The organism is Aliiroseovarius sp. YM-037 (assembly GCF_048060095.1).
Lineage (GTDB): Bacteria > Pseudomonadota > Alphaproteobacteria > Rhodobacterales > Rhodobacteraceae > JBLUOA01.
In genome coordinates this window covers 992,487-1,018,635 of record NZ_JBLUOA010000001.1, presented here as the reverse complement: position 1 = coordinate 1,018,635, position 26,149 = coordinate 992,487, and the positions used below count along the sequence as shown (strand labels likewise).

The 26,149-nt window shown below is 59.9% G+C and carries 25 protein-coding genes; 9 read left to right on the top strand and 16 right to left on the bottom strand.

The features are described from left to right. Window positions 1-4: 4 nt before the first annotated feature. The 5 genes from ACEWPJ_RS04935 (at window position 5) to ACEWPJ_RS04915 (ending at window position 7,618) form a co-directional block, all read left to right on the top strand. The gene (locus ACEWPJ_RS04935; protein ID WP_416511361.1) at window positions 5-2,041 is read left to right on the top strand and encodes an FAD-dependent oxidoreductase; all 2,037 of its coding nucleotides are present in this window, start codon (window positions 5-7) and stop codon (window positions 2,039-2,041) included. Window positions 2,042-2,222: 181 nt separating this feature from the next. After that, window positions 2,223-3,812 (top strand): peptide ABC transporter substrate-binding protein, encoded by a 1,590-nt coding sequence (locus tag ACEWPJ_RS04930; RefSeq protein WP_416511359.1) that lies wholly within the window; start codon window positions 2,223-2,225, stop codon window positions 3,810-3,812. A gap of 102 nt (window positions 3,813-3,914) precedes the next feature. Continuing rightward, complete coding sequence (locus ACEWPJ_RS04925; protein ID WP_416511358.1) at window positions 3,915-4,832, top strand: ABC transporter permease subunit; 918 nt, start codon at window positions 3,915-3,917, stop codon at window positions 4,830-4,832. Next, window positions 4,825-5,952 (top strand): ABC transporter permease, encoded by a 1,128-nt coding sequence (locus ACEWPJ_RS04920; protein WP_416511357.1) that lies wholly within the window; start codon window positions 4,825-4,827, stop codon window positions 5,950-5,952. Before ACEWPJ_RS04925 ends, ACEWPJ_RS04920 begins: the two co-directional genes overlap by 8 nt. A 1-nt stretch (window position 5,953) precedes the next feature. Then, on the top strand, window positions 5,954-7,618 hold the full coding sequence (locus ACEWPJ_RS04915; protein ID WP_416511356.1) for an ABC transporter ATP-binding protein: 1,665 nt from the start codon (window positions 5,954-5,956) through the stop codon (window positions 7,616-7,618). A gap of 68 nt (window positions 7,619-7,686) precedes the next feature. Here the strand turns inward: ACEWPJ_RS04915 and ACEWPJ_RS04910 are convergent, their stop codons facing one another. From ACEWPJ_RS04910 to ACEWPJ_RS04885, 6 genes are all read right to left on the bottom strand, one after another. After that, window positions 7,687-8,676 carry an ABC transporter substrate-binding protein gene (locus tag ACEWPJ_RS04910; protein ID WP_416511354.1) on the bottom strand — a complete coding sequence of 330 codons (990 nt, stop codon included), beginning with the start codon at window positions 8,674-8,676 and terminating at the stop codon, window positions 7,687-7,689. Window positions 8,677-8,708: 32 nt separating this feature from the next. Next, on the bottom strand, window positions 8,709-9,554 hold the full coding sequence (locus ACEWPJ_RS04905; RefSeq protein WP_416511353.1) for an ABC transporter permease: 846 nt from the start codon (window positions 9,552-9,554) through the stop codon (window positions 8,709-8,711). A gap of 94 nt (window positions 9,555-9,648) precedes the next feature. Then, a complete protein-coding gene (locus tag ACEWPJ_RS04900; protein WP_416511352.1) occupies window positions 9,649-10,512 on the bottom strand; it encodes an ABC transporter permease in 864 nt (287 codons plus the stop codon). 101 nt (window positions 10,513-10,613) lie between these two features. Further along, on the bottom strand, window positions 10,614-11,399 hold the full coding sequence (locus ACEWPJ_RS04895) for an ABC transporter ATP-binding protein (RefSeq protein WP_416511350.1): 786 nt from the start codon (window positions 11,397-11,399) through the stop codon (window positions 10,614-10,616). Window positions 11,400-11,473: 74 nt separating this feature from the next. Continuing rightward, the gene (hydA, locus tag ACEWPJ_RS04890; RefSeq protein WP_416511348.1) at window positions 11,474-12,937 is read right to left on the bottom strand and encodes a dihydropyrimidinase; all 1,464 of its coding nucleotides are present in this window, start codon (window positions 12,935-12,937) and stop codon (window positions 11,474-11,476) included. 214 nt (window positions 12,938-13,151) lie between these two features. After that, entirely contained in the window at window positions 13,152-14,402 is a 1,251-nt protein-coding gene (locus ACEWPJ_RS04885) for a Zn-dependent hydrolase (protein WP_416511347.1), read from the bottom strand. 148 nt (window positions 14,403-14,550) lie between these two features. On the opposite strand from ACEWPJ_RS04885, the gene ACEWPJ_RS04880 reads away from it, so the two are divergent. Then, window positions 14,551-15,165 (top strand): TetR family transcriptional regulator C-terminal domain-containing protein, encoded by a 615-nt coding sequence (locus ACEWPJ_RS04880; RefSeq protein WP_416511345.1) that lies wholly within the window; start codon window positions 14,551-14,553, stop codon window positions 15,163-15,165. A gap of 52 nt (window positions 15,166-15,217) precedes the next feature. Here the strand turns inward: ACEWPJ_RS04880 and preA are convergent, their stop codons facing one another. From preA to ACEWPJ_RS04865, 3 genes are read right to left on the bottom strand one after another with little or no spacing between them, the layout of a single operon-like run. Then, on the bottom strand, window positions 15,218-16,522 hold the full coding sequence (gene preA, locus ACEWPJ_RS04875; protein ID WP_416511343.1) for an NAD-dependent dihydropyrimidine dehydrogenase subunit PreA: 1,305 nt from the start codon (window positions 16,520-16,522) through the stop codon (window positions 15,218-15,220). 13 nt (window positions 16,523-16,535) lie between these two features. After that, window positions 16,536-16,913 carry a VOC family protein gene (locus ACEWPJ_RS04870; protein WP_416511342.1) on the bottom strand — a complete coding sequence of 126 codons (378 nt, stop codon included), beginning with the start codon at window positions 16,911-16,913 and terminating at the stop codon, window positions 16,536-16,538. A gap of 10 nt (window positions 16,914-16,923) precedes the next feature. Continuing rightward, window positions 16,924-18,258, bottom strand: coding sequence for an NAD(P)-dependent oxidoreductase (locus ACEWPJ_RS04865; RefSeq protein ID WP_416511340.1), 1,335 nt, complete (start codon window positions 18,256-18,258; stop codon window positions 16,924-16,926). Between the two features lie 226 nt (window positions 18,259-18,484). Here ACEWPJ_RS04865 and accB point away from each other — a divergent pair, with 226 nt between their 5' ends. From accB to aat, 3 genes are read left to right on the top strand one after another with little or no spacing between them, the layout of a single operon-like run. Next, window positions 18,485-18,979: an acetyl-CoA carboxylase biotin carboxyl carrier protein gene (gene accB / locus ACEWPJ_RS04860; RefSeq protein WP_416511338.1), complete on the top strand. Its 495-nt coding sequence runs from the start codon at window positions 18,485-18,487 to the stop codon at window positions 18,977-18,979. Window positions 18,980-18,991: 12 nt separating this feature from the next. Then, the gene (accC, locus tag ACEWPJ_RS04855; RefSeq protein ID WP_416511335.1) at window positions 18,992-20,341 is read left to right on the top strand and encodes an acetyl-CoA carboxylase biotin carboxylase subunit; all 1,350 of its coding nucleotides are present in this window, start codon (window positions 18,992-18,994) and stop codon (window positions 20,339-20,341) included. Window positions 20,342-20,365: 24 nt separating this feature from the next. Further along, a complete protein-coding gene (gene aat, locus ACEWPJ_RS04850) occupies window positions 20,366-21,007 on the top strand; it encodes a leucyl/phenylalanyl-tRNA--protein transferase (protein ID WP_416511334.1) in 642 nt (213 codons plus the stop codon). Here the strand turns inward: aat and ACEWPJ_RS04845 are convergent. From ACEWPJ_RS04845 to ACEWPJ_RS04815, 7 genes are all read right to left on the bottom strand, one after another. Further along, window positions 20,971-21,336 (bottom strand): DUF2155 domain-containing protein, encoded by a 366-nt coding sequence (locus tag ACEWPJ_RS04845; RefSeq protein WP_416511332.1) that lies wholly within the window; start codon window positions 21,334-21,336, stop codon window positions 20,971-20,973. The two genes, aat and ACEWPJ_RS04845, sit on opposite strands and share 37 nt — an antisense overlap. Continuing rightward, window positions 21,333-21,782: an outer membrane lipid asymmetry maintenance protein MlaD gene (mlaD, locus tag ACEWPJ_RS04840; RefSeq protein ID WP_416511331.1), complete on the bottom strand. Its 450-nt coding sequence runs from the start codon at window positions 21,780-21,782 to the stop codon at window positions 21,333-21,335. Before mlaD ends, ACEWPJ_RS04845 begins: the two co-directional genes overlap by 4 nt. A 12-nt stretch (window positions 21,783-21,794) precedes the next feature. Continuing rightward, window positions 21,795-22,169 carry an NADH:ubiquinone oxidoreductase subunit NDUFA12 gene (locus tag ACEWPJ_RS04835; protein WP_416511329.1) on the bottom strand — a complete coding sequence of 125 codons (375 nt, stop codon included), beginning with the start codon at window positions 22,167-22,169 and terminating at the stop codon, window positions 21,795-21,797. Between the two features lie 186 nt (window positions 22,170-22,355). Next, the gene (clpX, locus tag ACEWPJ_RS04830; protein WP_416511327.1) at window positions 22,356-23,630 is read right to left on the bottom strand and encodes an ATP-dependent Clp protease ATP-binding subunit ClpX; all 1,275 of its coding nucleotides are present in this window, start codon (window positions 23,628-23,630) and stop codon (window positions 22,356-22,358) included. Window positions 23,631-23,775: 145 nt separating this feature from the next. Continuing rightward, window positions 23,776-24,399, bottom strand: a complete 624-nt coding sequence (locus ACEWPJ_RS04825; protein ID WP_416511326.1) for an ATP-dependent Clp protease proteolytic subunit — start codon at window positions 24,397-24,399, stop codon at window positions 23,776-23,778. Between the two features lie 144 nt (window positions 24,400-24,543). After that, window positions 24,544-25,557, bottom strand: a complete 1,014-nt coding sequence (locus ACEWPJ_RS04820) for a diguanylate cyclase domain-containing protein (RefSeq protein WP_416511324.1) — start codon at window positions 25,555-25,557, stop codon at window positions 24,544-24,546. Next, window positions 25,554-26,141: a heme NO-binding domain-containing protein gene (locus ACEWPJ_RS04815; RefSeq protein ID WP_416511322.1), complete on the bottom strand. Its 588-nt coding sequence runs from the start codon at window positions 26,139-26,141 to the stop codon at window positions 25,554-25,556. The genes ACEWPJ_RS04820 and ACEWPJ_RS04815 overlap by 4 nt, the downstream gene beginning before the upstream one ends. Window positions 26,142-26,149 lie beyond the last annotated feature (8 nt).

Sequence of the window (26,149 nt, the reverse complement as noted above, 5' to 3'; positions counted from 1 at the left end):
CACAATGTCGAATGATCCCCTGCTTCAGCCCTACACGCTCAAGCATCTGACGCTGAAGAACCGGATCATGACGACGGCGCATGAACCGGCCTACCCCGAAGACGGGATGCCCACCGAACGCTACCGCGCCTATCACGAGGAACGCGCCAAGGGCGGCGTCGGCCTGACCATGACCGCCGGGTCTGCCGTGGTGTCGCGCGACAGCCCGCCTGCGTTCAACAATATCCTCGCCTATAAGGATGAGGTCGTGCCGTGGATGAAGGCGTTGACCGACGCTTGCCACGAACACGGCACGGCGGTGATGATCCAGCTGACCCATCTCGGGCGGCGGTCACACTGGGCGAATGGCGACTGGCTGCCGGTCCTGACGGCCAGCCATATCCGCGAACCCGCGCACCGCGCCTTTCCGAAAAAGATCGAAGACTGGGATATGGAGCGGATCATCGAAGACTACGCCGATGCCGCCGAACGTATGCAGGCCGCGGGCCTTGATGGGATCGAGCTTGAGGCATACGGCCACCTGCTCGATCAATTCTGGTCCCCCGCGACGAACACGCTTGAGGGCGACCATAACGGCGCGCTTGAAAACCGGATGCGCTTTTCGCTCGACGTGCTGTCAGCGATCCGCAAGCGCGTCGGGGCCGAGTTCATCGTCGGTTTCCGCTATACGGCGGATGAGTCGATGCCCGGCGGGATAGACGAAGAGGAAGGCATGGAAATCTCTCGCCGCCTGCGCGACACTGGGCAGGTCGATTTCCTGAACGTGATCCGTGGCCATATCGAAACCGATGCAGCGCTGACCGGCGTCATCCCGATCCAGGGCATGAAAAGCGCACCGCATCTCGACTTTGCCGGGCGGGTCCGGGCCGAGATCGGGATGCCCACTTTCCACGCCGCCCGCATCCCCGACGTGGCCACCGCCCGCCACGCGGTCAGCGCCGGGCTGCTGGACCTTGTCGGCATGACCCGCGCCCACATGACCGACCCCCATATCGTGCGCAAAATCACCGAGGGGCGAGAGGACGACATCCGCCCCTGCGTCGGCGCGAATTACTGCCTCGACCGGATTTATCAGGCGGGCGATGCGTTCTGCATTCACAACGCCGCCACGGGCCGCGAACTTTCGATGCCGCATGAGATCCCAAAGGCCGCGACCCGCAAGAAGGTGGTGATTGTCGGCGCTGGCCCCGGCGGTCTGGAAGCCGCGCGCGTCGCCGCCGAACGCGGCCATGACGTCACGGTGTTTGAGGCCGCCGCCGATCCCGGCGGACAGGTCCGGCTGACCGCGCAGAACCAGCGGCGGCGCGAGATGATCTCGATCATCGACTGGCGCATGGCCCAATGCGCGGCCCGCGACGTGGAGTTTCGCTTCAACACCTGGGCCGAAGCCGGCGACGTGATCGCCGAAAATCCCGATGTCGTAGTTATCGCCACCGGCGGCCTGCCCGATACGGAGGTGCTGGAAACCGGCAACGATCTTGTCGTCTCTAGCTGGGACATCATTTCGGGCGATGTAAAACCGGGGCAAAACGTCCTGATCTATGACGACGCGGGCGACCACCCTGCCCTGCAAGCGGCCGAAACCATCGCCGCATCAGGCGCGCATGTCGAAATCATGACGCCGGATCGCAGCTTTTCCCCCGACGTGATGACGATGAACCTGACGCCCTACATGCGTGCGTTGCAGGACAAGGACACGACCTTCACCGTCACCTACCGCCTGAAGGCGGTCGAACGTGACGGCAACCGATTGCGGGCGGTTATCGGCACCGATTATTCCGACCACCGCGAAAGCCGAACCTTCGATCAGATCGTCGTCAACCACGGCACGATTCCCTTGGATGAACTTTACTTCGACCTCAAACCCCAGTCCGCGAATCTCGGCGCGGTCGATCACGACGCGCTTCTGTCGGGGCGGCCACAAACGCTCCAGCGAAATGACAACGGCACGTTCCAGTTGTTTCGGATCGGTGATGCCGTGTCTGCGCGAAACACCCATGCGGCCATTTACGACGCGCTAAGACTGGTTAAGGAAATCTGAATTATTTATTCAGGAAAACCGACAATTCTGCATATCTGAACCGCGGGCAACTGCGACTTCGCCCGTCCGCCACTGGCACCGCGCCGATTTTACGTGGCGGAAACAATCCCGGCGATCTGCTTGCATTTTCCGAAAGAGCGGCGTGTAATCCGCAAATCAAGCCATAAAAATGGAGAGTAAGATGAAACAGGGATTTCTGGTAAGCACGGCATTGGCCGCCGCGCTTGTCTTTGGATCCGCCACACTATCGGACGCCGCAACCTATCTGCGCGGCAACGATGGCAACCCGGAAACTCTGGACCAGCACAAGACCTCGACCGTCGCAGAAGCCAATATTCTGCGTGAATTGTATGAAGGTCTGGTGGTCTACACCGCAAATGCCGAGATCATGCCCGGCGTCGCGGAAAGCTGGGAAGTGTCCGACGACGGCACGGTCTACACGTTCAAGTTGCGCGACAATGCGATGTGGTCGAACGGCGATCCGGTGACCGCGGGCGATTTCGTCTATTCGCTTCAGCGAATCATGACGCCCGAAACCGGCGCGAAATACGCCAACATCCTTTACCCGGTGATGAACGCCGAAGGTGTGAACACGGGCGATATCGATCCGTCCGAACTTGGTGTGAAGGCGCTTGACGACAAGACGCTTGAAATCACGCTGCACCAGCCGACGCCGTTCTTCCTTGAACTGCTGACCCACCAAACGGGCTTGCCGGTTCACCCGGCTTCGGTTGAAGAACACGGCGCTGATTTCGTTCAGCCCGGCAAGATGGTGTCAAACGGCGCTTACATGCTGGAATCAAACACCCTGAACGACAAAATCGTTCTGGTGAAGAACCCGAACTTCCACGATGCGGATAATGTCGCGATCGACACGATCCACTTCCTGCCGTTCGAAGACCGCGCGACCTGCGTGCGGGCTTGGGAAGCTGCCGAAGTTCACTCCTGCTCTGACCTGCCGGCCGAAGACATTGCGCGCCTGAAGGAAGAGCATGGCGAAGCCGTGCGCGTCGCGCCTTATCTCGGCACATACTACTACGCCGTGAACCACGACGACGAAGTGCTGGGCAACCCCGAAGTGCGCCAAGCGCTGTCGATGGCGATTGACCGCGAATTCCTCGCGGAAGAAATCTTCCAGGGCACCATGCTTCCGGCCTCAAGCTTCGTTCCGCCGGGCATCGGTAACTACGAAGCAGGCTCGCCCGAGGTTGATTACTTCGGCATGTCGATGCTGGACCGGGAAGACAAGGCTGCGGAACTTCTCGCCGCTGCCGGGATCACCCCGGATTCGCCAGTCACGATTGAGCTGATGTATAACACCTCGGAAAACCACCGGAACGCGGCGACCGCGATTGCCGATATGTGGTCGAACCTTGGCGTGAACGTTGAATTCAACGTGCGCGACGCATCCGCTCACTACGCCCACCTGCGCGACAAGGGCGACTTTGACGTCGCACGCGCCGGCTGGATCGGTGACTACTCCGACCCGCAGAACTTCCTGTTCATGGTGGAATCGGACAATGACGGGTTCAACTACGCGAACTACAACAACCCGGAGTATGACAGCCTGATGGATCAGGCCGCTGCCGAAACCGATCTGGCAAAGCGGGCTGAGCTGTTGCAACAGGCTGAAGGTCTCTTCATGCGGGATCTGCCGTTCCTGCCGCTGCTCTACTACTCCTCGCGTTCGATTGTCTCGCCCAAGCTGCAAGGCTGGGAAGACAACATCCAGAACGTCCACCCGACCCGCTTCCTGAGCCTGTCGGAATAACGATCTGACGATGTGGCGCGGATACTCTCCGCGCCACATCGCATTCGTCCCGTTCTAAGTTAGAATTTGACCCCATAGGGTCAGGACCGGAGACAACAACGCATGCTGTCATATGCCCTGCGCCGTCTGCTAAGCGCGATCCCAACGATTTTCATCATCATCACCGCTGCGTTCTTCATGATGCGCATCGCCCCCGGCGGGCCGTTCGATCAGGAACGCACGCTCGAAGCCACGGTGATGGAGAACCTGAACCGCACCTTCGGACTCGATAAACCGCTTTACGAACAATACGCCATGTATCTTGGCAACCTGTTTCGGGGCGATATGGGGCCGTCCTTTATCTACCGCGATAAACGGGTGCACGAAATTCTGGCCGAAGGCTTGCCGATCTCGATGCAACTGGGGCTGACCGCGCTTGTCATCGCACTGCTCTTCGGCTCGATCCTCGGCTCCATCGCAGCACTCAGGCAAAACACCAAGGCTGACTACGCCGTGATCGCCACCGCGACCTTCGGGATCACCGTTCCGAACTTCGTCGTGGCACCAGTGCTGTCGCTGGTCTTTGCCGTGATGCTTGGCTGGCTGCCCGCCCAGGGCTGGGGCCGATGGGATCAGATGATCCTGCCGGTGATCGCCCTGTCGCTGCCGCAAATCGCCGTCGTCGCCCGCCTTGTGCGCGGCGCGATGATCGAAGCGCTCAGGTCCGACCACGTCCGAACCGCCCGCGCCTATGGACTGCCCGCCCGGATGGTGGTCATCAAACACGCGCTCAGGGCCGCGATCCTGCCCGCGATCAGTTACCTCGGCCCCGCTGCGGCGGCGCTGCTGACCGGCTCCATCGTCGTCGAACAGGTGTTCAACCTGCCCGGCATCGGGCGCTACTTCGTCGCCGGGGCGCTTAACCGCGATTACACGCTCGTCATGGGGACGGTCGTGATCGTCGCGGTCTTCGTCGTGGTCTTCAATCTGATCGTTGACCTGCTTTATGCACTTCTCGACCCGAGGGTTCGCTATGACTGATCTCGCAACAAACTCCCCCGAAGTCGTGACCGACAGCCGCTCGCTCTGGGCGACGGCGATGCTCCGGCTGCGCCGCAACGTGGCCGCGATGGTATCGCTGGTCGTGCTTGTGATCCTTGTGATCGCCGGGGCCATCGGCCCCGAGGTCGCGCCACACAGCTATTCCGAAGTCTACCCGGAATTCGTCAAGGTGCGGCCCAGCCTGTCGCCCTACCCGCAGGAAGAACAGATCATCCCCTCCGCCGAAAGCGCCCTGCGCCGCGCGCGGGTTGAGGTTCAGTCGATCGAGCGGGTAGATGGCAAGGTTCGGGTGAACGTCACGTCCGAACGCGAAATCGACCCCCGCATCACGCGCTATCTGGATCGCTCCGACGTGTTTTCAGGCTCTGAAATGGTCGATGTCGGCACGGATGGCAAATCCGGTGTGATCGAATCCGACGTGCAACAGCTTTACTTCCTGATGGGGACCGATGCGAACGGGCGCGACCTGTTCTCGCGCATCCTGATCTCCCTCAGGATCTCGCTGATGATCGGCGCGCTGGCGACCGGGGTCGCCTTGCTGATCGGGGTGCTTTACGGCGCGACCGCAGGCTTTATCGGCGGGGCCGTCGACAACATCATGATGCGGATCGTCGATATCCTGTATTCACTGCCTTTCGTGTTCTTCGTGATCCTGCTGGTGGTGTTCTTCGGGCGAAACCTCGTCTTGATGTTCCTTGCGGTGGGGGCTGTCGAATGGCTCGACATGGCGCGGATCACGCGGGGGCAGACGCTTAGCCTCAGGCGCCGGGAATTCGTGCAGGCGGCTGAATCGCTCGGCGTGTCCGGCGGCGCGATTGTCCGGCGGCACATCATTCCGAACACCCTTGGAACGGTCATCATCTACATGACCCTGCTGATCCCCAAGGTAATCCTGCTTGAATCCTTCCTGTCGTTCCTCGGCCTTGGCGTTCAGGAACCGCTGACATCGCTCGGCGTTCTGATCTCCGAAGGGGCCAAGAACATGCGGAACGCCCCGTTCATGCTGTTCTACCCCGCCGCGACAATGACCGTGCTGCTGTTCGCCCTGAACTTCCTCGGCGACGGGCTGCGCGACGCACTAGACCCGAAGGACCGCTGATATGACGGACGCAAAACCAAACGAAAAGGTGTTCGAGGTTGACGATATCCACATCACCTTCGACACGCCCGACGGCGACGTTCAGGCGGTGCGCGGCGTGTCGATGCACGTCAAGGCCGGCGAAACCGTCGCCGTCGTTGGCGAAAGCGGCTCTGGCAAAAGTCAGGTGATGATGGCGGCGATGGGGCTTCTGGCCTCGAACGGCCACGCCACCGGCTCGGTCAAGTATCGGGGGCAGGAAATTCTGAACCTGCCGCCGAACAAGATCAATAAGCTGCGCGGTGCCAAGATCACCATGATCTTTCAGGAGCCGATGACCTCGCTTGATCCGCTGTTCACGATTGAGGATCAGCTGTCCGAACCGCTCCGCGTGCATGGCGGCATGTCGCGGAAAAAAGCCTCCGCCCGCGTGCTGGAACTGCTGAAACTCGTGCAGATTCCGAACCCGGAAAAGCGGCTGAAGGCCTATCCCCACGAAATGTCCGGCGGCCAGCGTCAGCGCGTGATGATCGCGATGGCGCTTGCCAATGACCCGGACCTGCTGATCGCGGACGAACCGACGACCGCGCTTGATGTGACCATTCAGGCCGAAATCCTGCAGCTTCTGGCGGAACTTCAAACCCGCCTTGGCATGTCGATCCTGTTCATCACCCACGACCTTGGCATCGTCGAAGCCTTCGCGGATCGCGTCTATGTCATGGCCAAGGGTCAGGTCGAAGAGGAAGGCCCGACCGAACGGGTCTTCAACGCGCCCGAAACCGACTACACAAAAATGCTGCTTGCGGCAGAGCCTGAGGGCAGCAAACCCCCTGTTTCAAGCGACGCGCCGATCCTGCTGGAAGGCGAAAACGTCGAAGTCACCTTCGGCCACCCTGCCGGTTTCCTGCGCAAAGACACACAGCTTCGCGCGGTCGACGGGATCAGCATCGCGCTGCGCAAGGGCCAGACCATCGGTGTGGTTGGTGAAAGCGGCTCCGGCAAGTCGACGCTGGGTCGTGCGCTGCTGCAAATGCTGCCGAACGAGGGCCGCGTGGTCTATATGGGCAAGGAAATCTCCGGCCTCGACCGCGCCGGGATGCGCCCCTTCCGCGATGGCCTTCAGATGGTGTTCCAAGACCCCTACGGCTCTCTCTCGCCGCGGATGACGGTCGGGGAAATCATTACCGAGGGGCTACTTGTCCACGAACCCGGTCTTGGGTCAAAGGAACGCGCCCGCCGCGCCGCCGAGGCGCTTAGCGACGTGGGCCTCGACCCCGCCGTGCGCAACCGCTTCCCGCACGAATTTTCGGGCGGTCAGCGCCAGCGGATCGCCATCGCCCGCGCCGTGATCCTGCGCCCCCGCATCATCGTGCTGGATGAGCCGACCTCCGCCCTCGACCGTTCAGTGCAAAAGCAGGTGATCGAACTGCTGCGCAAATTGCAGATCGAACATGAGCTGTCGTATATTTTCATCTCGCACGACCTTGCCGTTGTCCGGGCGCTATCGGACTACGTGATGGTGATGAAAAACGGCGCGGTGGTCGAAGAGGGCATCACCGATCAGCTTTTTGACAACCCCAGCACCGAATACACCCGCGAATTGATGCGCGCGGCCTTCGACCTGCGCGCGTTGCTGAAACGCGCGGCGGAAGAAGCCGCAAAGAAAGCCGCCCAAGCCACGGGTTAGCCCGACACCCAAACACAAAAAAAGGCCGCCCAATCCGGGCGGCCTTTTCCATTTCTGAAACCAAACGCTTAGTTCAGCGCGGCATCCGTGATGTCATGCGTCCACGCGCCTTCCGGCTCTGCGGTGATGACGGGATCAGAGCCACCGGCCAACAAGCTGTCCACCGTCCGCTGATACGCCGCCTCATCCAACGCGCCGTTCGATCCAGCGGTCAGCTTGGCAATCTCGCCCATCATCCGGCGCTGGTGGTTTTCGGTCTGGGCACCGGTTTCGTCGTATTCCAGCACGATATCCGCCGCCGCATCCGGGTTTTCCTCGGCCCATTTCCAGCCACGCATACTCGCCCGCACGAACCGCACAAGCTGATCCTTGAACGCCTCGTCGGCAAGACGATCCTCAAGCACGTAAAGCCCGTCTTCCAGCGTCGCGACGCCCTGATCCTCATACTTGAACGTCACGAGGTCTTCGGGCGTCAGCCCGGCGTCGATCACCTGCCAGTATTCGTTATAGGTCATCGTCGACACGCAATCCGCCTGCCCTTGCAGCAGCGGATCGACGTTGAAGCCCTGCTTCAGAACCGTCACGCCATCCTCGCCGCCCTCGGTCGACACGCCAAGCTGGCTCATCCAGCTCAGGAACGGGAATTCGTTGCCAAAGAACCAAACGCCAAGCGTCCGACCCGGAAAATCGTCCGGGCTGGTCACGCCACTATCCGCGCGGCAGGTCAGCATCATTCCGGAACTCGCAAACGGCTGCGCGATATTGACCAGCGGCAGCCCCTTTTCGCGCGCGGCCAGTGCTGCGGGCATCCATTCGACCACAACATCGGCACCGCCCCCGGCGATCACTTGGGTCGGCGCAATGTCCGGCCCACCCGGCTTGATCGTGACGTTCAGGTCTTCTTCCTCGTAAAACCCGTTCTCCAACGCCACGTAATACCCGGCGAACTGCGCTTGCGTGACCCATTTCAACTGCAGCGTCAGGTCGTCAGCGGCCTGCGCCACCCCCGCACCCAAGGCCATCGCGCCCGCAACGGCGCTTGCAAATAGTTTCTTCATTCTTTCTCTCCCATGTTGGTTGTCATTTTTGCTCAACCTCGTTGTGAAGGGTGCCAGAAGGTGACCCCTTTTTCTATCATAGCAACGATCCCATAGAACGCCGACCCGGCCAGCGCCGCAACCGCAATCTCGGCCCAGACCATATCAAGACCCAGCCGCCCGACCTCCGTTGAAATCCGAAACCCCATCCCCTTGATGGGCGACCCGAAAAACTCCGCCACAATCGCCCCAATCAGGGCGAGCGTTGTCGAAATCTTCAACCCGTTAAAGATAAACGGCATCGCCGCCGGCAGCCGCAGCTTGAGCAGCGCCTGCCAATAGCTGGCCGCATAAGTCGTCATCAAATCGCGCTGCATCGCCTCAGAGCTTTTCAGCCCCTGCACCGTGTTCACCAGCATCGGGAAAAATACCATGACGACAACAACCGCCGCCTTTGACTGCCAATCAAAGCCAAACCACATCACAAGGATCGGCGCGGTCCCGATAATCGGCAGCGCCGCGATGAAATTCCCAACCGGCAACAACCCCCGCTGCAAGAACGGCGAACGATCAATCAGGATCGCCACAATCACCGCCGCACCACAGCCGATCAGATACCCGGTCAGCGCCCCTTTCATAAAGGTCTGCACGAAATCGACCCACAGAATATCAAGCGATCCGGCAATCCGCGCCCCAATCGCGCTTGGCGGCGGCAGGATCACCCCCGGCACGTTCAGCCCGCGCACCAGCAACTCCCAAACGACCAATATCGTCACGCCGAAAATCGCAGGCACCAACAATTTGACGCTGCGCGTCCCTGCCCACGGGCTTTTCGACAGCCAGACATTCAGCAGCATTGCCGCGATCCAGACAACGACGGCCAGCACAATCAATCCCATGCCGCCCCCCGCTTCATCTTTCCAGAAATATCCCGGGGGGAAAGCGGGCCGCAGGCCCGATGGGGGGCAGCGCCCCCGAACTGATGACGCCCGATCATTCCGCCATCCCCATCCGCTTCAGCGTGATCCGCTGGATCAGCCCGACAATCCCGACCAGCGACGCCGCCAGAACCGCCGCCGCGATCAGCGCCGACCAGATTTGCACCGTCTGCCCGTAGTAAGATCCCGACAGCAGCCGCGCGCCCAGCCCGCGCACCGCCCCCGTCGGCAACTCCCCCACAATCGCCCCAACCAGCGATGCGGCAATCCCGACCTTCAGCGAGGTAAACAGATACGGCATCGAACTCGGCAACCGCAGCTTCCAGAAGGTCGCGGTATTCCCTGCGTTGTAGGTTTTCAGCAGGTCAAGCTGCATCGCCCCCGGCGACCGCAACCCCTTCACCATCCCGACCACGACCGGGAAGAACGACAGATAGGCCGAGATAATCGCCTTCGGCACCAGCCCCTGAATCCCCATCGAATTCATCACCACGATAATCATCGGCGCAATCGCAAGGATCGGGATCGTCTGGCTGGCAATCGCCCAAGGCATCACGCTCATGTCCATCGCCCGGTTATGGACGATCCCAACCGCCAGCAATATCCCCAGCCCGGTGCCGATCACGAACCCAAGCAGGGTCGCCGACAGGGTGATCCAGCCGTGAAAGATCAGGCTGCGTTTTGAGGTGATCTTTTTCATCGCCGTGGTCTCCCACAGCTCCGCCGCGACCTGATGCGGCGCGGGCAGCACGGGTCGCTCCTGCGACCAGGTGTCCGCGACCAACTCGGAAAAGCTCACTTCCTCCCCCGCGCGGCCCGCCTGATCGAGCGTCCATTTTGAATTCAGCCAGACCGCGGCCCCATACCAGATCACGAACAACGCGACCACGACGGTGAGGATCGGCACAACACTACGCATGGCGATCCCCCTTTTCGGCGCGTATGCCAATCGTATGCACACTGTGTGCACAGCTTGTGCACGCGAAGCCGACGCGCCGTGTATGCCGATTCCGCTGCATTTTAAGCCTCATCCCCGTGGCCTGCCCGCAGCCCTTCGCGAACCCGGTGTGCCACGTCAATGAACTGCTGCGTGTCCCTGATATCCAGCGGCCTTTCCTTCGGCAGCGGGCTGTCGATCACATCGGCGATCCGCCCCGGCCTCGGGCTCATCACGACGATCTTGGTCGACAGGTAAACCGCCTCGGGGATGGAGTGCGTAACAAACCCGATCGTCTTCTCCGTCCGCGCCCAAAGCTCCAGCAATTGTTCGTTCAAATGGTCGCGCACGATCTCATCCAGCGCGCCGAAAGGCTCATCCATCAGCAGGATATCCGCGTCAAACGCCAGCGCCCGCGCAATGCTTGCCCGCTGCTGCATCCCGCCCGATAGCTGCCATGGGAACTTCTTGCCAAACCCCTTCAAATCAACGAGTTCCAAGACATTCTCAACCCGCCGATCTTGCTCTGCCTTGTCAAAGCCCATGATCTCCAACGGCAGTTTGATGTTGCCCGCAATCGTGCGCCACGGATAAAGCCCGGCGGCCTGAAAAACATAGCCATAGGCCCGCTTTTGCCGTGCTTCGTCCGGGGTCATCCCGTTGACGGTCAGGGTGCCGCCGGTCGGCTCCTCAAGCGCGGCAATGGTGCGCAGGAACGTCGTCTTGCCGCAGCCAGACGGCCCGATAAAGCTGACGAAATCGCCCTTGTTGATCTCAAGGCTCACATCTTTCAGCGCATGGACCGGACCATCGTTCGTCTGAAAGGTCAGATCCAGATTTTTCGCTTCGATTACCGTGTCTTGGCCCAAGTTTTATCCCCGTTGGCTGCCCCGGTTCGCCGGGGTTCTGGCTGCTGTGGCGCCCCTGTCGGGACGCCTGAATTTTATACCCCCGCCGGGATATTCATTGGATCGCGGTCGATCTTGCGCGGGCTGTTCAGCGCCTTCCATTTGCTGAGCGCCTCATGTGCCGAGGGGAAGGCCGGACGCGGCACGAACCGGCCCCGACCGGGCTGCGGTTGGCTGTTCTTGCCCCAGGCCCAAATCACCTCACCCCGGCTAAGGGTGTAGCGGCTTTGCGCCTTGACCTCAAAGCCCTCAAACACGTTGTAATCGAGGATCGAGTGATGGTTCGACTGGCTGATCGTCTTGCTGATCTTCGGGTCCCAGACCACGATATCGGCATCCGCGCCTTCGACGATTGCACCCTTTTTCGGGTAGATATTCAATATCTTGGCGACGTTACTTGATGTCGCGGCGACGAATTCGTTAGGCGTCAGGCGGCCCGTTTCCACCCCCTCGGTCCAAAGCACGGCGAGCCGTTCTTCCAGCCCGTTTGACCCATTCGGGATGATCCGAAAATCGTCACGCCCCGCACGTTTCTGTTCCGTGTTGAACGCCGCGTGGTCAGTTGCGACGACCTGCAATGACCCGGCCTGCAACCCGGCCCACAGACTTGCCTGATGATCCTTGTTGCGGAATGGCGGCGACATCACGCGGCGGGCGGCGTGGTCCCAATCCTTGTTGAAATACTCGCTTTCGTCGAGCGTCAGGAACTGGATCAACGGTTCACCATATACCCGCATCCCCTTCTGCCGCGCTCGCCGGATCGCCTCATGCGCCTGCTCACAGGACACATGCACGATGTAAAGCGGCACGCCGGCGCAGTCGGCGATGGTGATCGCGCGGTTGGCGGCCTCGCCCTCAAATTCGGGCGGGCGGGAATAGGCGTGACCTTCCGGCCCGGTGATCCCCTGATCGAAATATTTCTGCTGCATCTCGGCAACCAGATCGCCGTTTTCCGCGTGCACCATCGGCAGCGCGCCAAGCTCCTTGCAGCGCTTGAAGGATGCGAACATCTCGTCATCCTCGATCATCAGCGCGCCCTTGTAGGCCATGAAATGCTTGAAGGAGTTGACGCCCATCTTAACGGCGTCCTCCATCTCATTGAAAACATTCTCATCCCACCCGGTGATCGCCATGTGGTAGCCGATGTCGGAACAAATCTGCGGAGCGGACTTGCGGTGCCACTCGTTGATCGCATTCTTGATCGAGCCATCCTCGCCCGGCAGACAGAAATCGACGAGCATCGTCGTCCCGCCCGCTGCGGCGGCCCACGTGCCTGTCTCAAACGTTTCGGCGGCCGTCGTGCCCATGAAGGGCATTTCCAGATGCGTATGCGGATCAATCCCGCCGGGGATCACATAGGCACCCTCGGCGTCGATATATTCATCGCCCGAAAGGTCCTCACCGATCTGCTTGATGACCTCGCCCTCGATCAGGACATCGGCCTTCCACGTCCGATCTGCGGTGCAGACGGTTCCGTTCTTGATGACTTTGGTGGTCATTGGTTTTCTCCCTATTTCGCAAATATGTTGCGAACGAACGTCACTATCCCAAACAGAAATGCTCCACCGACCGCTCCGCCGATCCCCAAACCGATCAAATTTGCGATCGTCCTGCCAGCGCCTCCTCCCAGCAATTCTGTGGCAACTGTGTAACCTAGTCCGCAGACGGCACCCGTTGCGAGTGCCTTATACACGTTCCATTGAACAGGCTGACTCACCCCTCGACCCCCGCTGTCTCCACCACGGCGTGCATCAGCACATCCGCGCCTGCGGTGGCCCATTCCTTCGAAATCTCCTCCGCCTCGTTGTGGCTTAGCCCATCGACACAGGGGCACATCACCATCGCCGTGGGCGCAACCCGGTTGATCCAGCAGGCATCATGCCCCGCGCCGGAAATCAGGTTCATGTGGCTATAGCCCAGCCGTTCGGCGGCGTTGCGCACGGCGGTCACGCAGCCTTCGTCGAAGGTCACGGGATCGAAGCCGCCGACCTTTTCGAATTCGATCCCAAGGCCCATTTCGTCGCATATTTTCTTGGCCCCGTCGTGCAACTGCGCCTCCATATCCTCAATCACCGACAGGTCAGGCGAGCGGAAGTCAACCGTGAACACCACCTTGCCGGGGATCACATTGCGGGAGTTCGGATAGACGTCGATATGTCCTGCGGCCCCAACCGCGTGGGGTTTGTGGGACCACGCGATCTGATCGACCAGTTCGAGCACATGCGCCATGCCTAGCCCGGCGTTCTTGCGCATCGGCATCGGGGTTGATCCGGTGTGCGAATCCTTCCCGGTGATCGTCACCTGCGTCCAGCTTAGCCCCTGGCCGTGGGTGACGACGCCGATGTCTTTGCCTTCCGCTTCCAAAATCGGACCTTGTTCGATGTGAAGTTCAAAGAACGCGTGCATCTTGCGGTCGCCGACTTTCTCGTCGCCCTTCCAGCCGATGCGGGCCAGTTCCTCTCCGAATTTCTTGCCTTCGGCATCTTCCCGGTCGTAGGCCCAATCTTCTTCATGCACCCCTGCGAACACGCCCGACGCAAGCATCGCCGGGGCGAAGCGCGTGCCTTCCTCATTCGTCCAGTTGGTCACAACGATCGGGTGTTTCGTCTTGATATCAAGGTCATTCAGGGTGCGGATGATTTCCAGCCCGCCCAGAACCCCAAGCACCCCGTCGTATTTCCCGCCCGTCGGCTGGGTGTCGAGGTGTGACCCCACATAGACCGGCAGCGCGTCGGGGTCCGTTCCTTCGCGCCGCGCGAACATGTTGCCCATCGTGTCGAGGCCCATCGAGCATCCGGCATCTTCGCACCAGTTCTTGAACAACTCGCGCCCTTCGCCATCCTCATCCGTGACCGTCTGGCGGTTGTTGCCCCCAGCCACGCCGGGGCCGATCTTGGCCATTTCCATCAGGCTGTCCCACAGGCGGTCGCCGTTAACTTTGAGGTTCTCTCCGGGGGATGGCATCGGGCTCTCCTATCTGTTGGGCGGCGTCCGTCTTGGCGCGGGCTTTGCTTGAGGTTTGACCAATTGGTCAGGAACACGCTATCAGAGCATAGGGGGCAGTCAAGGATTTCAGCGCTGTTCCGCGCCCAAAGCCGTTAAAGGACGACGTATGCCCAAGGATCGCCCGCAAACCCGTATCCAACAACGCAATACCGGCGCCATTCTTGATGCCGCGCTAGAGGTGTTTTCGCAATACGGTTATCGCGGATCGACCCTTGATCAGATCGCGCAGGCGTCGGGACTGTCGAAACCCAACCTGCTATACTACTTCCCGTCCAAGGAAGCGATTCATGTTGAGCTTTTGTCGGGCCTCATGGATGTCTGGCTGGACCCGCTGCGCGATCTTGATGCGTCGGGCAATCCGCGCGACGAAATCCTGTCCTACGCCCGCCGCAAATTGCAGATGAGCCGCGATTTACCCCGCGAAAGCCGCCTGTTTGCGAATGAGATCCTGCAAGGCGCACCACGGATCATGGGTTCGATTGAGGGTGAGCTGAAAGACCTCGTCGATCAAAAGGCCGCCGTGATCCGGGGCTGGATCACAGAAGGCAAAATCGCCGATGTGAACCCCTATCATCTGCTGTTCTCGATCTGGTCGCTCACCCAGCACTACGCCGATTTTGATGTGCAGGTGCGTGCGGTTCTTCGGGATCAGGAAAGCGATCCTTTCCCCGAGGCGGAGCATCACTTGGAAACCCTTCTTTCCCGATTGCTGGCCCCATGAAAAAGCCCCGGCGCGATGGCCGGGGCAGGTTCAGGGAGGATCAGCGCAAGCCTTATTCGGCAGCTTGTGCTGAGGGGTTGTTCGGGTGGGTCGTCCAGTTGGCATAATCCGGGCTGACCTTGGTTTTGGTGCGCGGATCGGTGGCGCCAGCGCCCATTTCGACCATCGTGATGCAGCCTTCAACCGGGCAGACGTTGACGCAGAGGTTGCAGGCAACGCATTCGTCGTCTTTCACGCTGAACGTGCGATCTTCGGACATTGCGATGGCCTGATGGCTCGTATCCTCGCAGGCCGCATAGCAGCGACCGCATTTGATGCAGGCGTCTTGGTCGATGACCGCCTTGGACACGTAGTTGAGGTTCAGATACTGCCAGTCGGTGACATTCGGCACCGCCATGCCCCGGAAATCTTCGACAGAGCTGTATTGCTTTTCGTCCATCCATGCCGACAGGCCAGATGCCATTTCCTGCACAATCTTAAAGCCATAGGTCATCGCCGCAGTGCAGACCTGCACATTGCCGCAGCCAAGCGCGATATATTCCGCCGCGTCGCGCCACGTTGTCACGCCGCCGATGCCTGAAATCGGCAGGTCTGCGGTTTCGGGGTCGCGCGCAATCTCGGCCACCATGTTCAGCGCGATGGGTTTCACCGCCGGGCCGCAATAGCCGCCGTGGGTGCCTTTGCCGTCGATCATCGGCTCCGGGCTCATCGCGTCGAGGTTTACGGCGGTGATCGAGTTGATCGTGTTGATCAGGCTGACGGCATCCGCCCCGCCCTTTTTCGCAGCTGCGGCAGGCTTGCGAACGTCGGTAATGTTCGGCGTCAGCTTCACGATCACCGGCATCCGGGTGTTTTGCTTGCACCAGCGCGTAACCATTTCGATGTATTCCGGCACCTGCCCAACGGCAGAGCCCATGCCCCGTTCCGCCATCCCGTGCGGGCAGCCGAAGTTAAGCTCGATCCCATCCGCGCCAGTATCCTCAACAACCGGCAGGATGGCTTTCCAAGCCTCCTCCTCGCACGGGACCATCAGGGACACGACCATCGCGCGATCTGGGTAGTCGCGCTTTACCGCTTTGATTTCCTTGAGGTTCTGCTGAAGCGGGCGGTCGGTAATCAATTCGATGTTGTTCAACCCCAGCAAACGGCGATCCGCGCCCCAGATCGCGCCGTAGCGGGGTCCGTTCACGTTGACCACCGGTGGCCCTTCGGCGCCGAGCGTCTTCCAGACGACACCGCCCCATCCCGCTTCAAACGCGCGGCGGACGTTGTATTCCTTGTCCGTCGGCGGGGCCGAGGCCAGCCAGAACGGGTTTGGGGATTTGATCCCAACGAAAGTCGAAGTCAGGTCGGCCATGGTCGTGCCTCCTCTAGGATTTAAACGATTCCAGCAGGACGAGATTGCCCTCGCTGTCTTTGATCATCAGCCAGCGCACACCGGGTGCCCAAGGCGCGTCGTCGGGGCCGTCGGTGATATGCACGCCAGCGTCGCGCAGCTTTGCAGCTTCGTCGTCGACACTATCACAGACGAGGCACAGGGCGGGTTTGCCATGAACCTCCATGTCTGACCGCGCGGCGAATTGCAGGCGGGTTTCGGCCCCCGGAAGTTCCAGGAATATCCAACGCCACCCATCGCTATATGGCGCGTCGGTGTGCACCTTGAAGCCGAGGTTTTCGGTGTAGAACGCAATCGCGCGGTCCTGATCATCGACCGGGATCGACTGAAAATTTATCCGCGTAATTGCCATTTGCCGTCCCTCAGCCCATCAGGCTTTTGTGGATGTCTTCGGCGGCGTCGCGCCCCTCGGCCACCGCCGTGACGGTCAGGTCATCGCCGCCGGTTGCGCAGTCTCCGCCGGCCCAAACGTCCGGCAGGCTGGTGCTGCCCGCCTCATTCACCGCGATTTTGCCACTGTCGAGCTTCAATCCATCCGGTGCGCCCTCAAGCGTTTGGCCGATTGCCTTAAGCAACTGATCGGCGGGGATGCGAACGGTTTCGCCCGTGCCTTTCAGGCCGTTTCCGGTGTCTTCGGTGTATTCGAACTCAACCTCCTGAACCGTGCCGTTTCCGATCACGCGGACCGGTTGCAGGTTTTCAGCGATCCGAACGCCTTTTGACGCCGCCAGATCCTGTTCAAACTTCGACGCGCCCATCCGGTCACGGCCCCGGCGATAGGCAATCGTCACGTTTTCCGCGCCCAGCAATTTTGACTGCACAGCCGCGTCAACCGCGGTCATGCCACCACCAACGACAACGACGTTGCGCCCAACGGGTAGGCTGGACAGATCATCGGCTTGCCGCAGGTCCGCGATGAAATCGACGGCGTCGGACACGCCTTTCTTATCCTCGCCATCGGCCCGCAGGGCATTCACCCCGGCCAAGCCGATGCCCAAGAACACCGCGTCATACCCATCGCGCAGAGTGGCGAGGTCGATGCCCTCGCCCAATGCCTTGCCGTGGTGCAGCGTGATGCCGCCAATCTTCAGCAGCCAATCAACTTCTTTCTCGGCAAAGCCCTCGACCGCTTTGTAAGCCGCGATGCCGAATTCGTTCAGCCCGCCGGGTTTTGGCCGCGCATCGTAAACGTCGACGTCATGCCCCTTCATAGCCAGCCGATGCGCACAGCTAAGCCCGGCAGGACCGGCACCAACAACGGCAATGCGCTTGCCGGTGGATTTCGCGCGTTCAAACGGATGGACATCGGCGGCCATCAGCGTATCGGTCGCATAGCGTTGCAGGCGACCAATTTCGACCGGTTTGCCTTCGGCGGTTTCGCGCACGCACGCCTCTTCACACAGCGTTTCGGTCGGGCAGACCCGCGCGCACATCCCGCCGAGGATGTTCTGTTCAAAGATCGTTTTCGCGGCTTCTTCCGGCGTGTCGGTCTGAATTTGCCGAATGAACAGCGGAATATCGATATCCGTCGGGCAGGCCGCTATGCAGGGCGCGTCGTAGCAGAAGTAACAGCGATCCGCCGCGACTGCCGCCTCATGCGGTTCTAGCGGCGGGTGCAGGTCGGAAAAATTCGCGTCGTAAGTGTCTTTTGACAGGCGTCCGGATTGGATTCCGGGTGTCGTCTGGCTCACTGGCATCACGGGCCTCCCTAGCTGGCTTGCCATATAGCGTTGTGAAAAGACTGCCACAGGTTCATTTTTTTATCAATTGGTAAATTTTTGCCGCCGAAATCCACACCAAAATTCGCTCAGCACCCTGACGCGCCACCGCAACAATCGCTTTTCACCCCGGTCGCCGTGCCGTATAAGCAAGCAAATTTGGAAAAGTCCGCCACAGACGGGCTGCGAACCAAGCGAGGACGGCATGACCAAGAACAAACACGACTCGGACGTAGCATTCATCCAATCGCTGGCTGAGTTGCTCAGCGCGAACGATTTGACAGAGCTTCAGGTCAAGCGTGAATACGGCGACAATGACAGTTTGAATGTGCGCGTCAGTCGCGCAACGAACGTCGTGGCATCCGTGGCCGCACCAGCGCACGCCACCCCGGTACCCGCTGCCGCGCCGTCTGCGCCAAGCGCCGCGCCCGCAGCAGCACCGGCGACCGAAGACCCGGCAGATCACCCCGGCGTCGTGCCCTCTCCGATGGTCGGCACCGCCTACCTGTCCCCCGAACCGGGGGCGAGCGCGTTTGTCTCGGTCGGCAGCACGGTCAGCGAAGGCGACACATTGATGATCGTCGAAGCCATGAAAACGATGAACCACATTCCCGCCCCTCGCGCTGGCACGGTCAAGCGCATCATGGTGACGGATGGCGACCCGGTCGAATTTGGTGCGCCACTGATGATACTCGAATAAGCGGGGACCGGGATGTTTGAAAAAATCCTGATCGCCAACCGGGGCGAAATCGCCCTTCGCGTGATCCGCGCCGCCCGGGAGATGGGCATCAAATCCGTCGCCGTGCATTCGACCGCTGACGCCGATGCGATGCACGTTCGCATGGCGGACGAAGCGATCTGTATCGGCCCGCCCTCAAGCACCGACAGCTATCTGAACGTCGCATCGGTTATTGCCGCGTGCGAAGTAACCGGCGCGCAGGCAATCCATCCGGGCTATGGCTTTCTGTCCGAAAACGCGAATTTCGTCCAGGCGCTGGAAGATCACGACATCACGTTTATCGGCCCGACCGCTGAACACATCCGCATCATGGGCGACAAGATCACCGCCAAGGAAACGATGAAAAAGCTGGGCGTGCCTTGCGTGCCCGGTTCCGACGGCGGCGTGCCGGACTATGAAACCGCGCAGAAGGTCGCGGCGGATATCGGATACCCCGTCATCATCAAGGCCACCGCCGGTGGCGGTGGACGTGGCATGAAACTTGCCAAATCCGCGAAGGAGCTTGAGAACGCATTCCGCACCGCGCGGGCCGAAGGCAAATCCGCCTTTGGCAATGATGAGGTTTATATCGAAAAATACCTCGGCAAACCGCGCCATATTGAGGTTCAGGTTTTTGGCGACGGCAAAGGCAACGCGGTTCATCTGGCCGAGCGTGATTGTTCGCTGCAACGCCGCCACCAAAAAGTGTTCGAAGAAGCCCCCGGCCCCGCGATTGACGCCGAAACCCGTGCACGGATAGGCAAAATCTGCGCCGATGCGGTCGCCAACATCAACTATATCGGTGCTGGCACGATTGAATTTCTGTTCGAGGACGGAGAGTTCTTTTTCATCGAAATGAACACCCGCCTACAGGTCGAACACCCAGTGACCGAAGGCATCTTTGGCGTCGACCTCGTTCGTGAACAAATCCGCGTGGCCGAAGGCAATCCGATGTCCTTCACGCAGGACGATCTGCAAATTCATGGCCACGCCATCGAAGTGCGGATCAATGCGGAAAAACTACCGAACTTCTCACCCTGCCCCGGCAAGATCACGGCGTTTCACGCGCCGGGCGGTCTTGGTGTGCGGATGGATTCGGCGCTTTATACCGGCTATTCGATCCCGCCCTATTACGACAGCTTGATCGGCAAGCTGATCGTGCATGGCCGCGACCGGGAAGAAGCACTCGCCCGCCTTAAGCGCGCCTTGGGAGAGTTGATCGTCGATGGCATCGACACCACCCTGCCGCTGTTCCATGCGCTACTGGACGAACCTGCGGTGCAGACCGGCAACTATGACATCCACTGGCTTGAAAAGTGGCTCGAAACCAACCTCGGGGGATAGGGCAATTCTGCCGATCGCGGTTAGATGAGCGATAGCATCACGCCCGATCTGCTGCTTCACGCCTACGCCTCCGGCGTTTTTCCGATGGCTGAATCACGGGACGATCCAGAGATTTTCTGGGTCGATCCTCAACGTCGCGGAATCATGCCACTGGATGGATTCCATATCTCTCGCAGTCTGGCCCGCAAGATTCGGCAAGAGCCGTTTCAAATCCGCGCAAACACGGATTTTCGCGGCGTCGTCGCGGGCTGCGCGGACCGGAAAGACACGTGGATCAACGACCAGATCACCGAACTATACGCAGCGCTTCACGAAAACGGCCACGCGCATTCGATTGAGGCTTGGGACGGCACCAAGCTGATCGGCGGAGTTTACGGCGTCACGCTCGGCGGCGCGTTCTTTGGGGAAAGCATGTTTTCGCGCGCGCGGGACGCCTCAAAGATCGCGCTGGCCTATCTGGTCGACCGCCTGCGTGCCTGTGGTTTTACGTTGTTCGACACACAGTTCATCACGCTGCATCTTGCAAGCCTCGGTGCCATGGAAATCCGACGCGAGACGTATCACCAAGCCTTGGAAAACGCGCTTTTGGTTGATGCGGACTTTGACCGTCAGCCGGAAGTCCCGTCAGGTCACGACGTCGTGCAGCGCAACACCCAGACATCATAGCGCGGATGGTCGAGCGCGTTCAGCGCGGGCGATGACGCCACCATCCAACCCTTGAAAAGCGGCGCGTCCGCTTCTTTTTCGCTGACAACGATGTTTGCGAACGCGTCACCCGCAGGGTTGTCTGTCGGGAAACGGCAAGCCACCAGTTCGACATCCAGCCGCCCCAGATCGACGTGATCGCCGACCTGCATTTCGTAATCGGTCAGGTTGCCATTCACCTTATCAAGCCCACGCAGAACCGCGCCCGCCGCGTCGGTCGCGTTGACCGGTTCCTGCGCCACTGCTCCGGTCGCAAGGAACACAAGGGCGATCGCCAGCGCACGCCTCATTCGTCGTTGTTCCCTGAGACGAATTTGCTGAGAAGCGTGATGAGGCTGACCGCGCTTTGTGTATCCTCGATCTCGCCGCCCGGCTCAACCAGAATGGGGGAGCCTCCGGGCACGATCTCAACATAGTTGCCGCCCAGCAAACCTTCGGATGAGATGGCGATTGAACTGTCATCCGGCACTTCGATCCCGTCTTGGACCGTAAACGTCGTGTCAGCCCGGAACGTCTGCGGGTTCAGATCAAGCCCGACAACGGTGCCGACCTTGACGCCGGCCATACGAACGTCGGTGCCCACGGAGACACCCTCGACCGATCGAAAGCTCGCCGTCAGCTCATAGCCGCCCGCATCGCGGGAATAGCCCGTCGCCTGCCCGGCATAGACCAGGAAACCCACGGCCACCGCAAGAACGGCCCCGCCGACGAAGACTTCTGTAACATTCTCAGACATGATTTCGCGCGCCTATTCGGGTGTCCACGCTTCGTAGTCGCGGCGATCCGCCGGAACGGGGCGTCGGATTGACCCGGCCGGTGCGTAGGCAAGCGCTGTTCCGGTCAGGTTTTCCTGATGCTCCTTTTCCCAAGGCTTGTGCTGCAGCGGCGCCTCGGTCGGCGGCTTGTCCCATGTGAAATGCAACCAACCGTGCCAGTCGGGCGACACGCGGCTTGCCTCAGGCTCTCCGTTATAGCTAACCCAGCGGCGTTTTCCGTCGCGGGTTTCGTAGAATACGTTGCCCTGCGCATCTTCGCCAACCTTGACGCCCTTGCGCCAAGTGAACAGGCGCGTTCCCAGCGTTTCGCCGTGCCACCACGTCAACAATGAAAGAATGAAGCGCATGAAACCCTCCGCAATCGCGTTTCTTTCATATGGACCATCAGCGGGCGAAGGTCCAGTGCCAAGCCATTGATCCGTGGGCATTGGCGGAGTAGACGGCTGACCGTCGCCCAGCAGGCCAAGCCCACAGCCCAATCAACCGCCTTAATCCAAGATTTTCTGGTGAAAGCTAAACCGCAACGCCAAGCCTTACCCGGCGCTGACAGGTTCTTCTTTCGATTTTCCGTGATCGCCATGAACCAGCAGCGGAGTCGCATCGGACATCACCGCCTCTTCGTTCACCACAACCTCGTCCACGCTATCCATTCCGGGTAGTTCGAACATCGTGTCGAGCAGAATATCCTCAAGAATGGACCGTAGCCCCCGAGCACCGGTCTTCCGCTCAATCGCCCGTTTCGCGATGGCCTTAAGCGCGTCTTCGGTGAACGTCAGTTCGGTTTCTTCGATTTCAAACAGACGTTGGTATTGCTTGACCAACGCGTTCTTCGGTTGCGTCAGGATTGTGACAAGCGCGTCTTCATCCAGATCCTGCAGGGTCGCGATCACCGGCAAGCGGCCCACGAATTCTGGGATCAGGCCGAATTTCAGCAAATCTTCCGGCTCAAGCTCCGTAAACATCTCACCCACGCCGCGCGTGTCGTTTTCCTTCACATCCGCGCCAAAGCCCATCGCAGAGCCCTTGCCGCGTTGCGCGATGATCTTTTCAAGCCCCGCAAACGCCCCACCGCAGACAAACAGAATATTCGTCGTATCAACTTGCAGAAACTCCTGCTGCGGATGCTTGCGCCCGCCTTGCGGCGGCACAGAGGCAACAGTGCCTTCCATGATCTTCAAAAGCGCCTGCTGCACACCCTCGCCCGATACATCACGCGTGATTGACGGGTTGTCGGATTTCCGCGTGATCTTATCGACCTCATCGATATAAACGATACCGCGTTGCGCCCGTTCCACGTTATATTCGGAGGCTTGAAGCAATTTCAGGATGATATTTTCGACATCTTCCCCGACATAGCCAGCCTCGGTCAGCGTGGTCGCGTCGGCCATCGTGAACGGCACATCCAGAATACGCGCCAACGTCTGCGCCAGCAGCGTTTTACCGCACCCGGTCGGGCCGATCAAAAGGATGTTCGATTTCGCGAGTTCGATTTCGCCCGACTTGCTCGCGTGATTAAGCCGTTTGTAGTGATTGTGAACCGCAACGGACAACACCCGTTTCGCGTGGGCCTGACCGATCACATAGTCGTCCAGAACTTCGCAGATTTCCACCGGTGTCGGGACACCTTCGGAGGATTTTAGCCCTGCTGATTTCGTCTCTTCACGGATAATATCCATGCAGAGTTCAACGCATTCATCACAGATAAAAACCGTCGGCCCTGCGATTAGCTTTCTGACCTCATGCTGGCTCTTCCCGCAGAAAGAGCAGTAGAGGGTGTTTTTGCCATCGCTGCCAGAACTATTCGCCATCACTTTACCTTCAAGGCCAATGCCTTTTTGCTCTGCTCAGCCCGCGCCAGCGGGCATTCTGCCGCCCCTAAGCCACAGCTTAGGGCAGGCTATTTCCATCTACAACGTCAAAATCGCGCGCAAAGACACGGCGCGTCAGGCACGCTTAGTCGTCACCTTTTGCACGATTTTCGACGATCTCATCAATCAGGCCCCAGTCTTTCGCTTCTTCCGGGGACATGAAATTATCACGCTCAAGCGCGTCCACGACGGCCTTCATCTTTTGGCCGGTGTGCTTGACGTAAATCTGGTTCAACCGATCCTTCAGCTTCTGCGTCTCTTGCGCATGGATCATGATGTCGGTCGCCTGCCCCTGATACCCGCCGGACGGCTGGTGCACCATGATCCGGCTGTTCGGTAGGGAAAACCGCATTCCGGGCTCGCCTGCCGCAAGCAATAGTGAGCCCATTGAGGCGGCTTGCCCCACGACCAGCGTCGACACTTTCGGTTTGATGTATTGCATCGTGTCGTAGATCGACAACCCAGAGGTCACGACCCCGCCCGGAGAGTTGATATACATCGAGATTTCTTTCGACGGATTCTCCGCCTCCAGATGCAGCAATTGCGCGACGATCAGGCTCGACATGCCATCATGGACTGGACCGGTGATGAAAATGATCCGCTCCTTCAAAAGGCGCGAGAAGATGTCATACGCGCGTTCCCCGCGAGAGGTCTGTTCGACCACCATGGGAACGAGATTGTTCATGTAATGCTCATAAGGATCGTTCATTTGTCCGCCTGCCTGCTGCTGTCGCGTGTTCACTACCGCGAGAATACTTCCAGAGTCTTATTAGCGCGCCGAAGCACCTGCAAGGGGCGTTGCCGAATTCGTGTTCAACCGCGCGATGCGCCAATCTGGGCTGGGGTCGGGAATTCAACCGCTTGCTGTCCGATCCTTGGCCCGTCCGCCGCGCGGCCCCGCTGAAAAGAACGTGACCCGCGCACGTCCGGCATTTTTCGATTCATAAAGTGCGGCATCGGCATCCTTTAACATCTGTTCGGGTTCAACGGATTGGTAATTTTCCGACACCGTCGTTCCGATACTGGCGGAGATACGACATTCCAGACCATTGAACAGAATGGGCTTTTGTAGCTTCTCGATAATCCGAACCGCAATGTTATTGAGCCGTTCGCGAGAGGTAAGGCCGGGGAAAACAATCACAAACTCATCCCCGCCTGCCCTGACCACGGTATCATCCGCCCGCGTTTCGGCGGTCAGCACGCCAGCGACCTGCCGCAACACGAAATCACCCGCCGCATGTCCGAGGGAATCGTTCACGTCTTTGAAGTAGTCGAGGTCGATGTGCATCAGGCCAAACCGCTCTGCCCGCGCGGCGTAGAGCGCGAGAATATGATCCATCGCCCGGCGGTTTTTCAGGCCGGTGAGTGTATCCGTGAACGCTTGCGCCTCGGCTTTGGTCTTTGCGCCTTGCAGTCTTTCGTTCAGCTTCTTCAACTCCTCCATCACTGCCGTTTTGGCTTCGACGAGGTAGAGCATTTCCACCGTTAGGTCCGTTGGTGCAAAATTCCGGCCCGTCAGGTGATGCTGACGCACTGCGTCGGCGACCCTGATTCCGAAGGAGAGGTTGATTAGGAAACCACCACCATGTTCGACAGCCAGCCCCTTAAATGATCTATCGCTGGCCGCCCTCATCCGCAGGTGCAGCTTTTGCCCGGCGAGGTTCCGCAGGTCGCCCATCGTCGATACGGGAGCGGGACGGCGGATCTCGAACACCTCTGTCAGCCGTTTGCCGATCAACGGGGTCGCCACGAAAATCCGCGAAAGCGTTGGCGCGGTATGGGTAATATGGCCGGTTCCGTTCACCACAAGATGAAGTGGCATCAGAAGGTTCAGCGCGTCGGCTGAGAGTTTTGTTGTCTCCGTCATCGGCCCCCGCTCGCCAGCGAAAAGGGGCTGCCGGTCGCATGGCTTATGTCTAGCAGTTGGATGGAGATGACCTCCTCCCCCGGACGGGCGGACTGAAACTCAAGCACGACCAACGCGCCGTAGTCATCCGCCATCCCGCGAAGCAGGCCGACAACAACATGGCCGAACCCCTCGTAGGGCCATCGACATGAGAGGCTGAACACGCCCGGCGCGTGATCGCGCAGTTCAAGCCGGGGAAAATCCAGTTCCGGCATCGCCAGTTTCACCCGATCATGAAGGTCGTCGAGCGAGTGGAGGAATTCTTCGTAGGTTTCGCCACCAAACCGCAGCAACCGACGCGCGGCATCGGTCGTGGGATGCGATACGAGGTAGGTTCCTAGGTCTTCCAGAACATCAGATCGCGGTTTTGACAACCGCTCCACCGCTGCGCCCAGCACCGCGTCGGTCAGTGCGTCGTCGTAGATCATCATCGCTTCGAAGCTGTCAAAGTCGAGCTTCGCGCCTTCGGACACGTCCAGCCAAACTCCGCGCCCGTAGGTGTCGCAGATAAAGCTCTGAATTGATCGGTTTATCAAACCGTGCATGCGTATGC

What these genes read in the sequence shown, in the direction of transcription:
- aat (WP_416511334.1), top strand. Translation starts at nt 20,366, where the DNA reads ATGAGCGATAGCATCACGCCCGATCTGCTGCTTCACGCCTACGCCTCC.
- ACEWPJ_RS04910 (WP_416511354.1), bottom strand. Translation starts at nt 8,676, where the DNA reads ATGAAGAAACTATTTGCAAGCGCCGTTGCGGGCGCGATGGCCTTGGGT.
- preA (WP_416511343.1), bottom strand. Translation starts at nt 16,522, where the DNA reads ATGGCCGACCTGACTTCGACTTTCGTTGGGATCAAATCCCCAAACCCG.
- ACEWPJ_RS04930 (WP_416511359.1), top strand. Translation starts at nt 2,223, where the DNA reads ATGAAACAGGGATTTCTGGTAAGCACGGCATTGGCCGCCGCGCTTGTC.
- ACEWPJ_RS04865 (WP_416511340.1), bottom strand. Translation starts at nt 18,258, where the DNA reads ATGCCAGTGAGCCAGACGACACCCGGAATCCAATCCGGACGCCTGTCA.
- hydA (WP_416511348.1), bottom strand. Translation starts at nt 12,937, where the DNA reads ATGACCACCAAAGTCATCAAGAACGGAACCGTCTGCACCGCAGATCGG.
- ACEWPJ_RS04845 (WP_416511332.1), bottom strand. Translation starts at nt 21,336, where the DNA reads ATGAGGCGTGCGCTGGCGATCGCCCTTGTGTTCCTTGCGACCGGAGCA.
- ACEWPJ_RS04935 (WP_416511361.1), top strand. Translation starts at nt 5, where the DNA reads ATGTCGAATGATCCCCTGCTTCAGCCCTACACGCTCAAGCATCTGACG.
- ACEWPJ_RS04900 (WP_416511352.1), bottom strand. Translation starts at nt 10,512, where the DNA reads ATGCGTAGTGTTGTGCCGATCCTCACCGTCGTGGTCGCGTTGTTCGTG.
- ACEWPJ_RS04815 (WP_416511322.1), bottom strand. Translation starts at nt 26,141, where the DNA reads ATGCACGGTTTGATAAACCGATCAATTCAGAGCTTTATCTGCGACACC.
- mlaD (WP_416511331.1), bottom strand. Translation starts at nt 21,782, where the DNA reads ATGTCTGAGAATGTTACAGAAGTCTTCGTCGGCGGGGCCGTTCTTGCG.
- ACEWPJ_RS04835 (WP_416511329.1), bottom strand. Translation starts at nt 22,169, where the DNA reads ATGCGCTTCATTCTTTCATTGTTGACGTGGTGGCACGGCGAAACGCTG.
- ACEWPJ_RS04880 (WP_416511345.1), top strand. Translation starts at nt 14,551, where the DNA reads ATGCCCAAGGATCGCCCGCAAACCCGTATCCAACAACGCAATACCGGC.
- ACEWPJ_RS04920 (WP_416511357.1), top strand. Translation starts at nt 4,825, where the DNA reads ATGACTGATCTCGCAACAAACTCCCCCGAAGTCGTGACCGACAGCCGC.
- accB (WP_416511338.1), top strand. Translation starts at nt 18,485, where the DNA reads ATGACCAAGAACAAACACGACTCGGACGTAGCATTCATCCAATCGCTG.
- ACEWPJ_RS04885 (WP_416511347.1), bottom strand. Translation starts at nt 14,402, where the DNA reads ATGCCATCCCCCGGAGAGAACCTCAAAGTTAACGGCGACCGCCTGTGG.
- ACEWPJ_RS04870 (WP_416511342.1), bottom strand. Translation starts at nt 16,913, where the DNA reads ATGGCAATTACGCGGATAAATTTTCAGTCGATCCCGGTCGATGATCAG.
- ACEWPJ_RS04820 (WP_416511324.1), bottom strand. Translation starts at nt 25,557, where the DNA reads ATGACGGAGACAACAAAACTCTCAGCCGACGCGCTGAACCTTCTGATG.
- clpX (WP_416511327.1), bottom strand. Translation starts at nt 23,630, where the DNA reads ATGGCGAATAGTTCTGGCAGCGATGGCAAAAACACCCTCTACTGCTCT.
- ACEWPJ_RS04825 (WP_416511326.1), bottom strand. Translation starts at nt 24,399, where the DNA reads ATGAACGATCCTTATGAGCATTACATGAACAATCTCGTTCCCATGGTG.
- ACEWPJ_RS04915 (WP_416511356.1), top strand. Translation starts at nt 5,954, where the DNA reads ATGACGGACGCAAAACCAAACGAAAAGGTGTTCGAGGTTGACGATATC.
- accC (WP_416511335.1), top strand. Translation starts at nt 18,992, where the DNA reads ATGTTTGAAAAAATCCTGATCGCCAACCGGGGCGAAATCGCCCTTCGC.
- ACEWPJ_RS04925 (WP_416511358.1), top strand. Translation starts at nt 3,915, where the DNA reads ATGCTGTCATATGCCCTGCGCCGTCTGCTAAGCGCGATCCCAACGATT.
- ACEWPJ_RS04905 (WP_416511353.1), bottom strand. Translation starts at nt 9,554, where the DNA reads ATGGGATTGATTGTGCTGGCCGTCGTTGTCTGGATCGCGGCAATGCTG.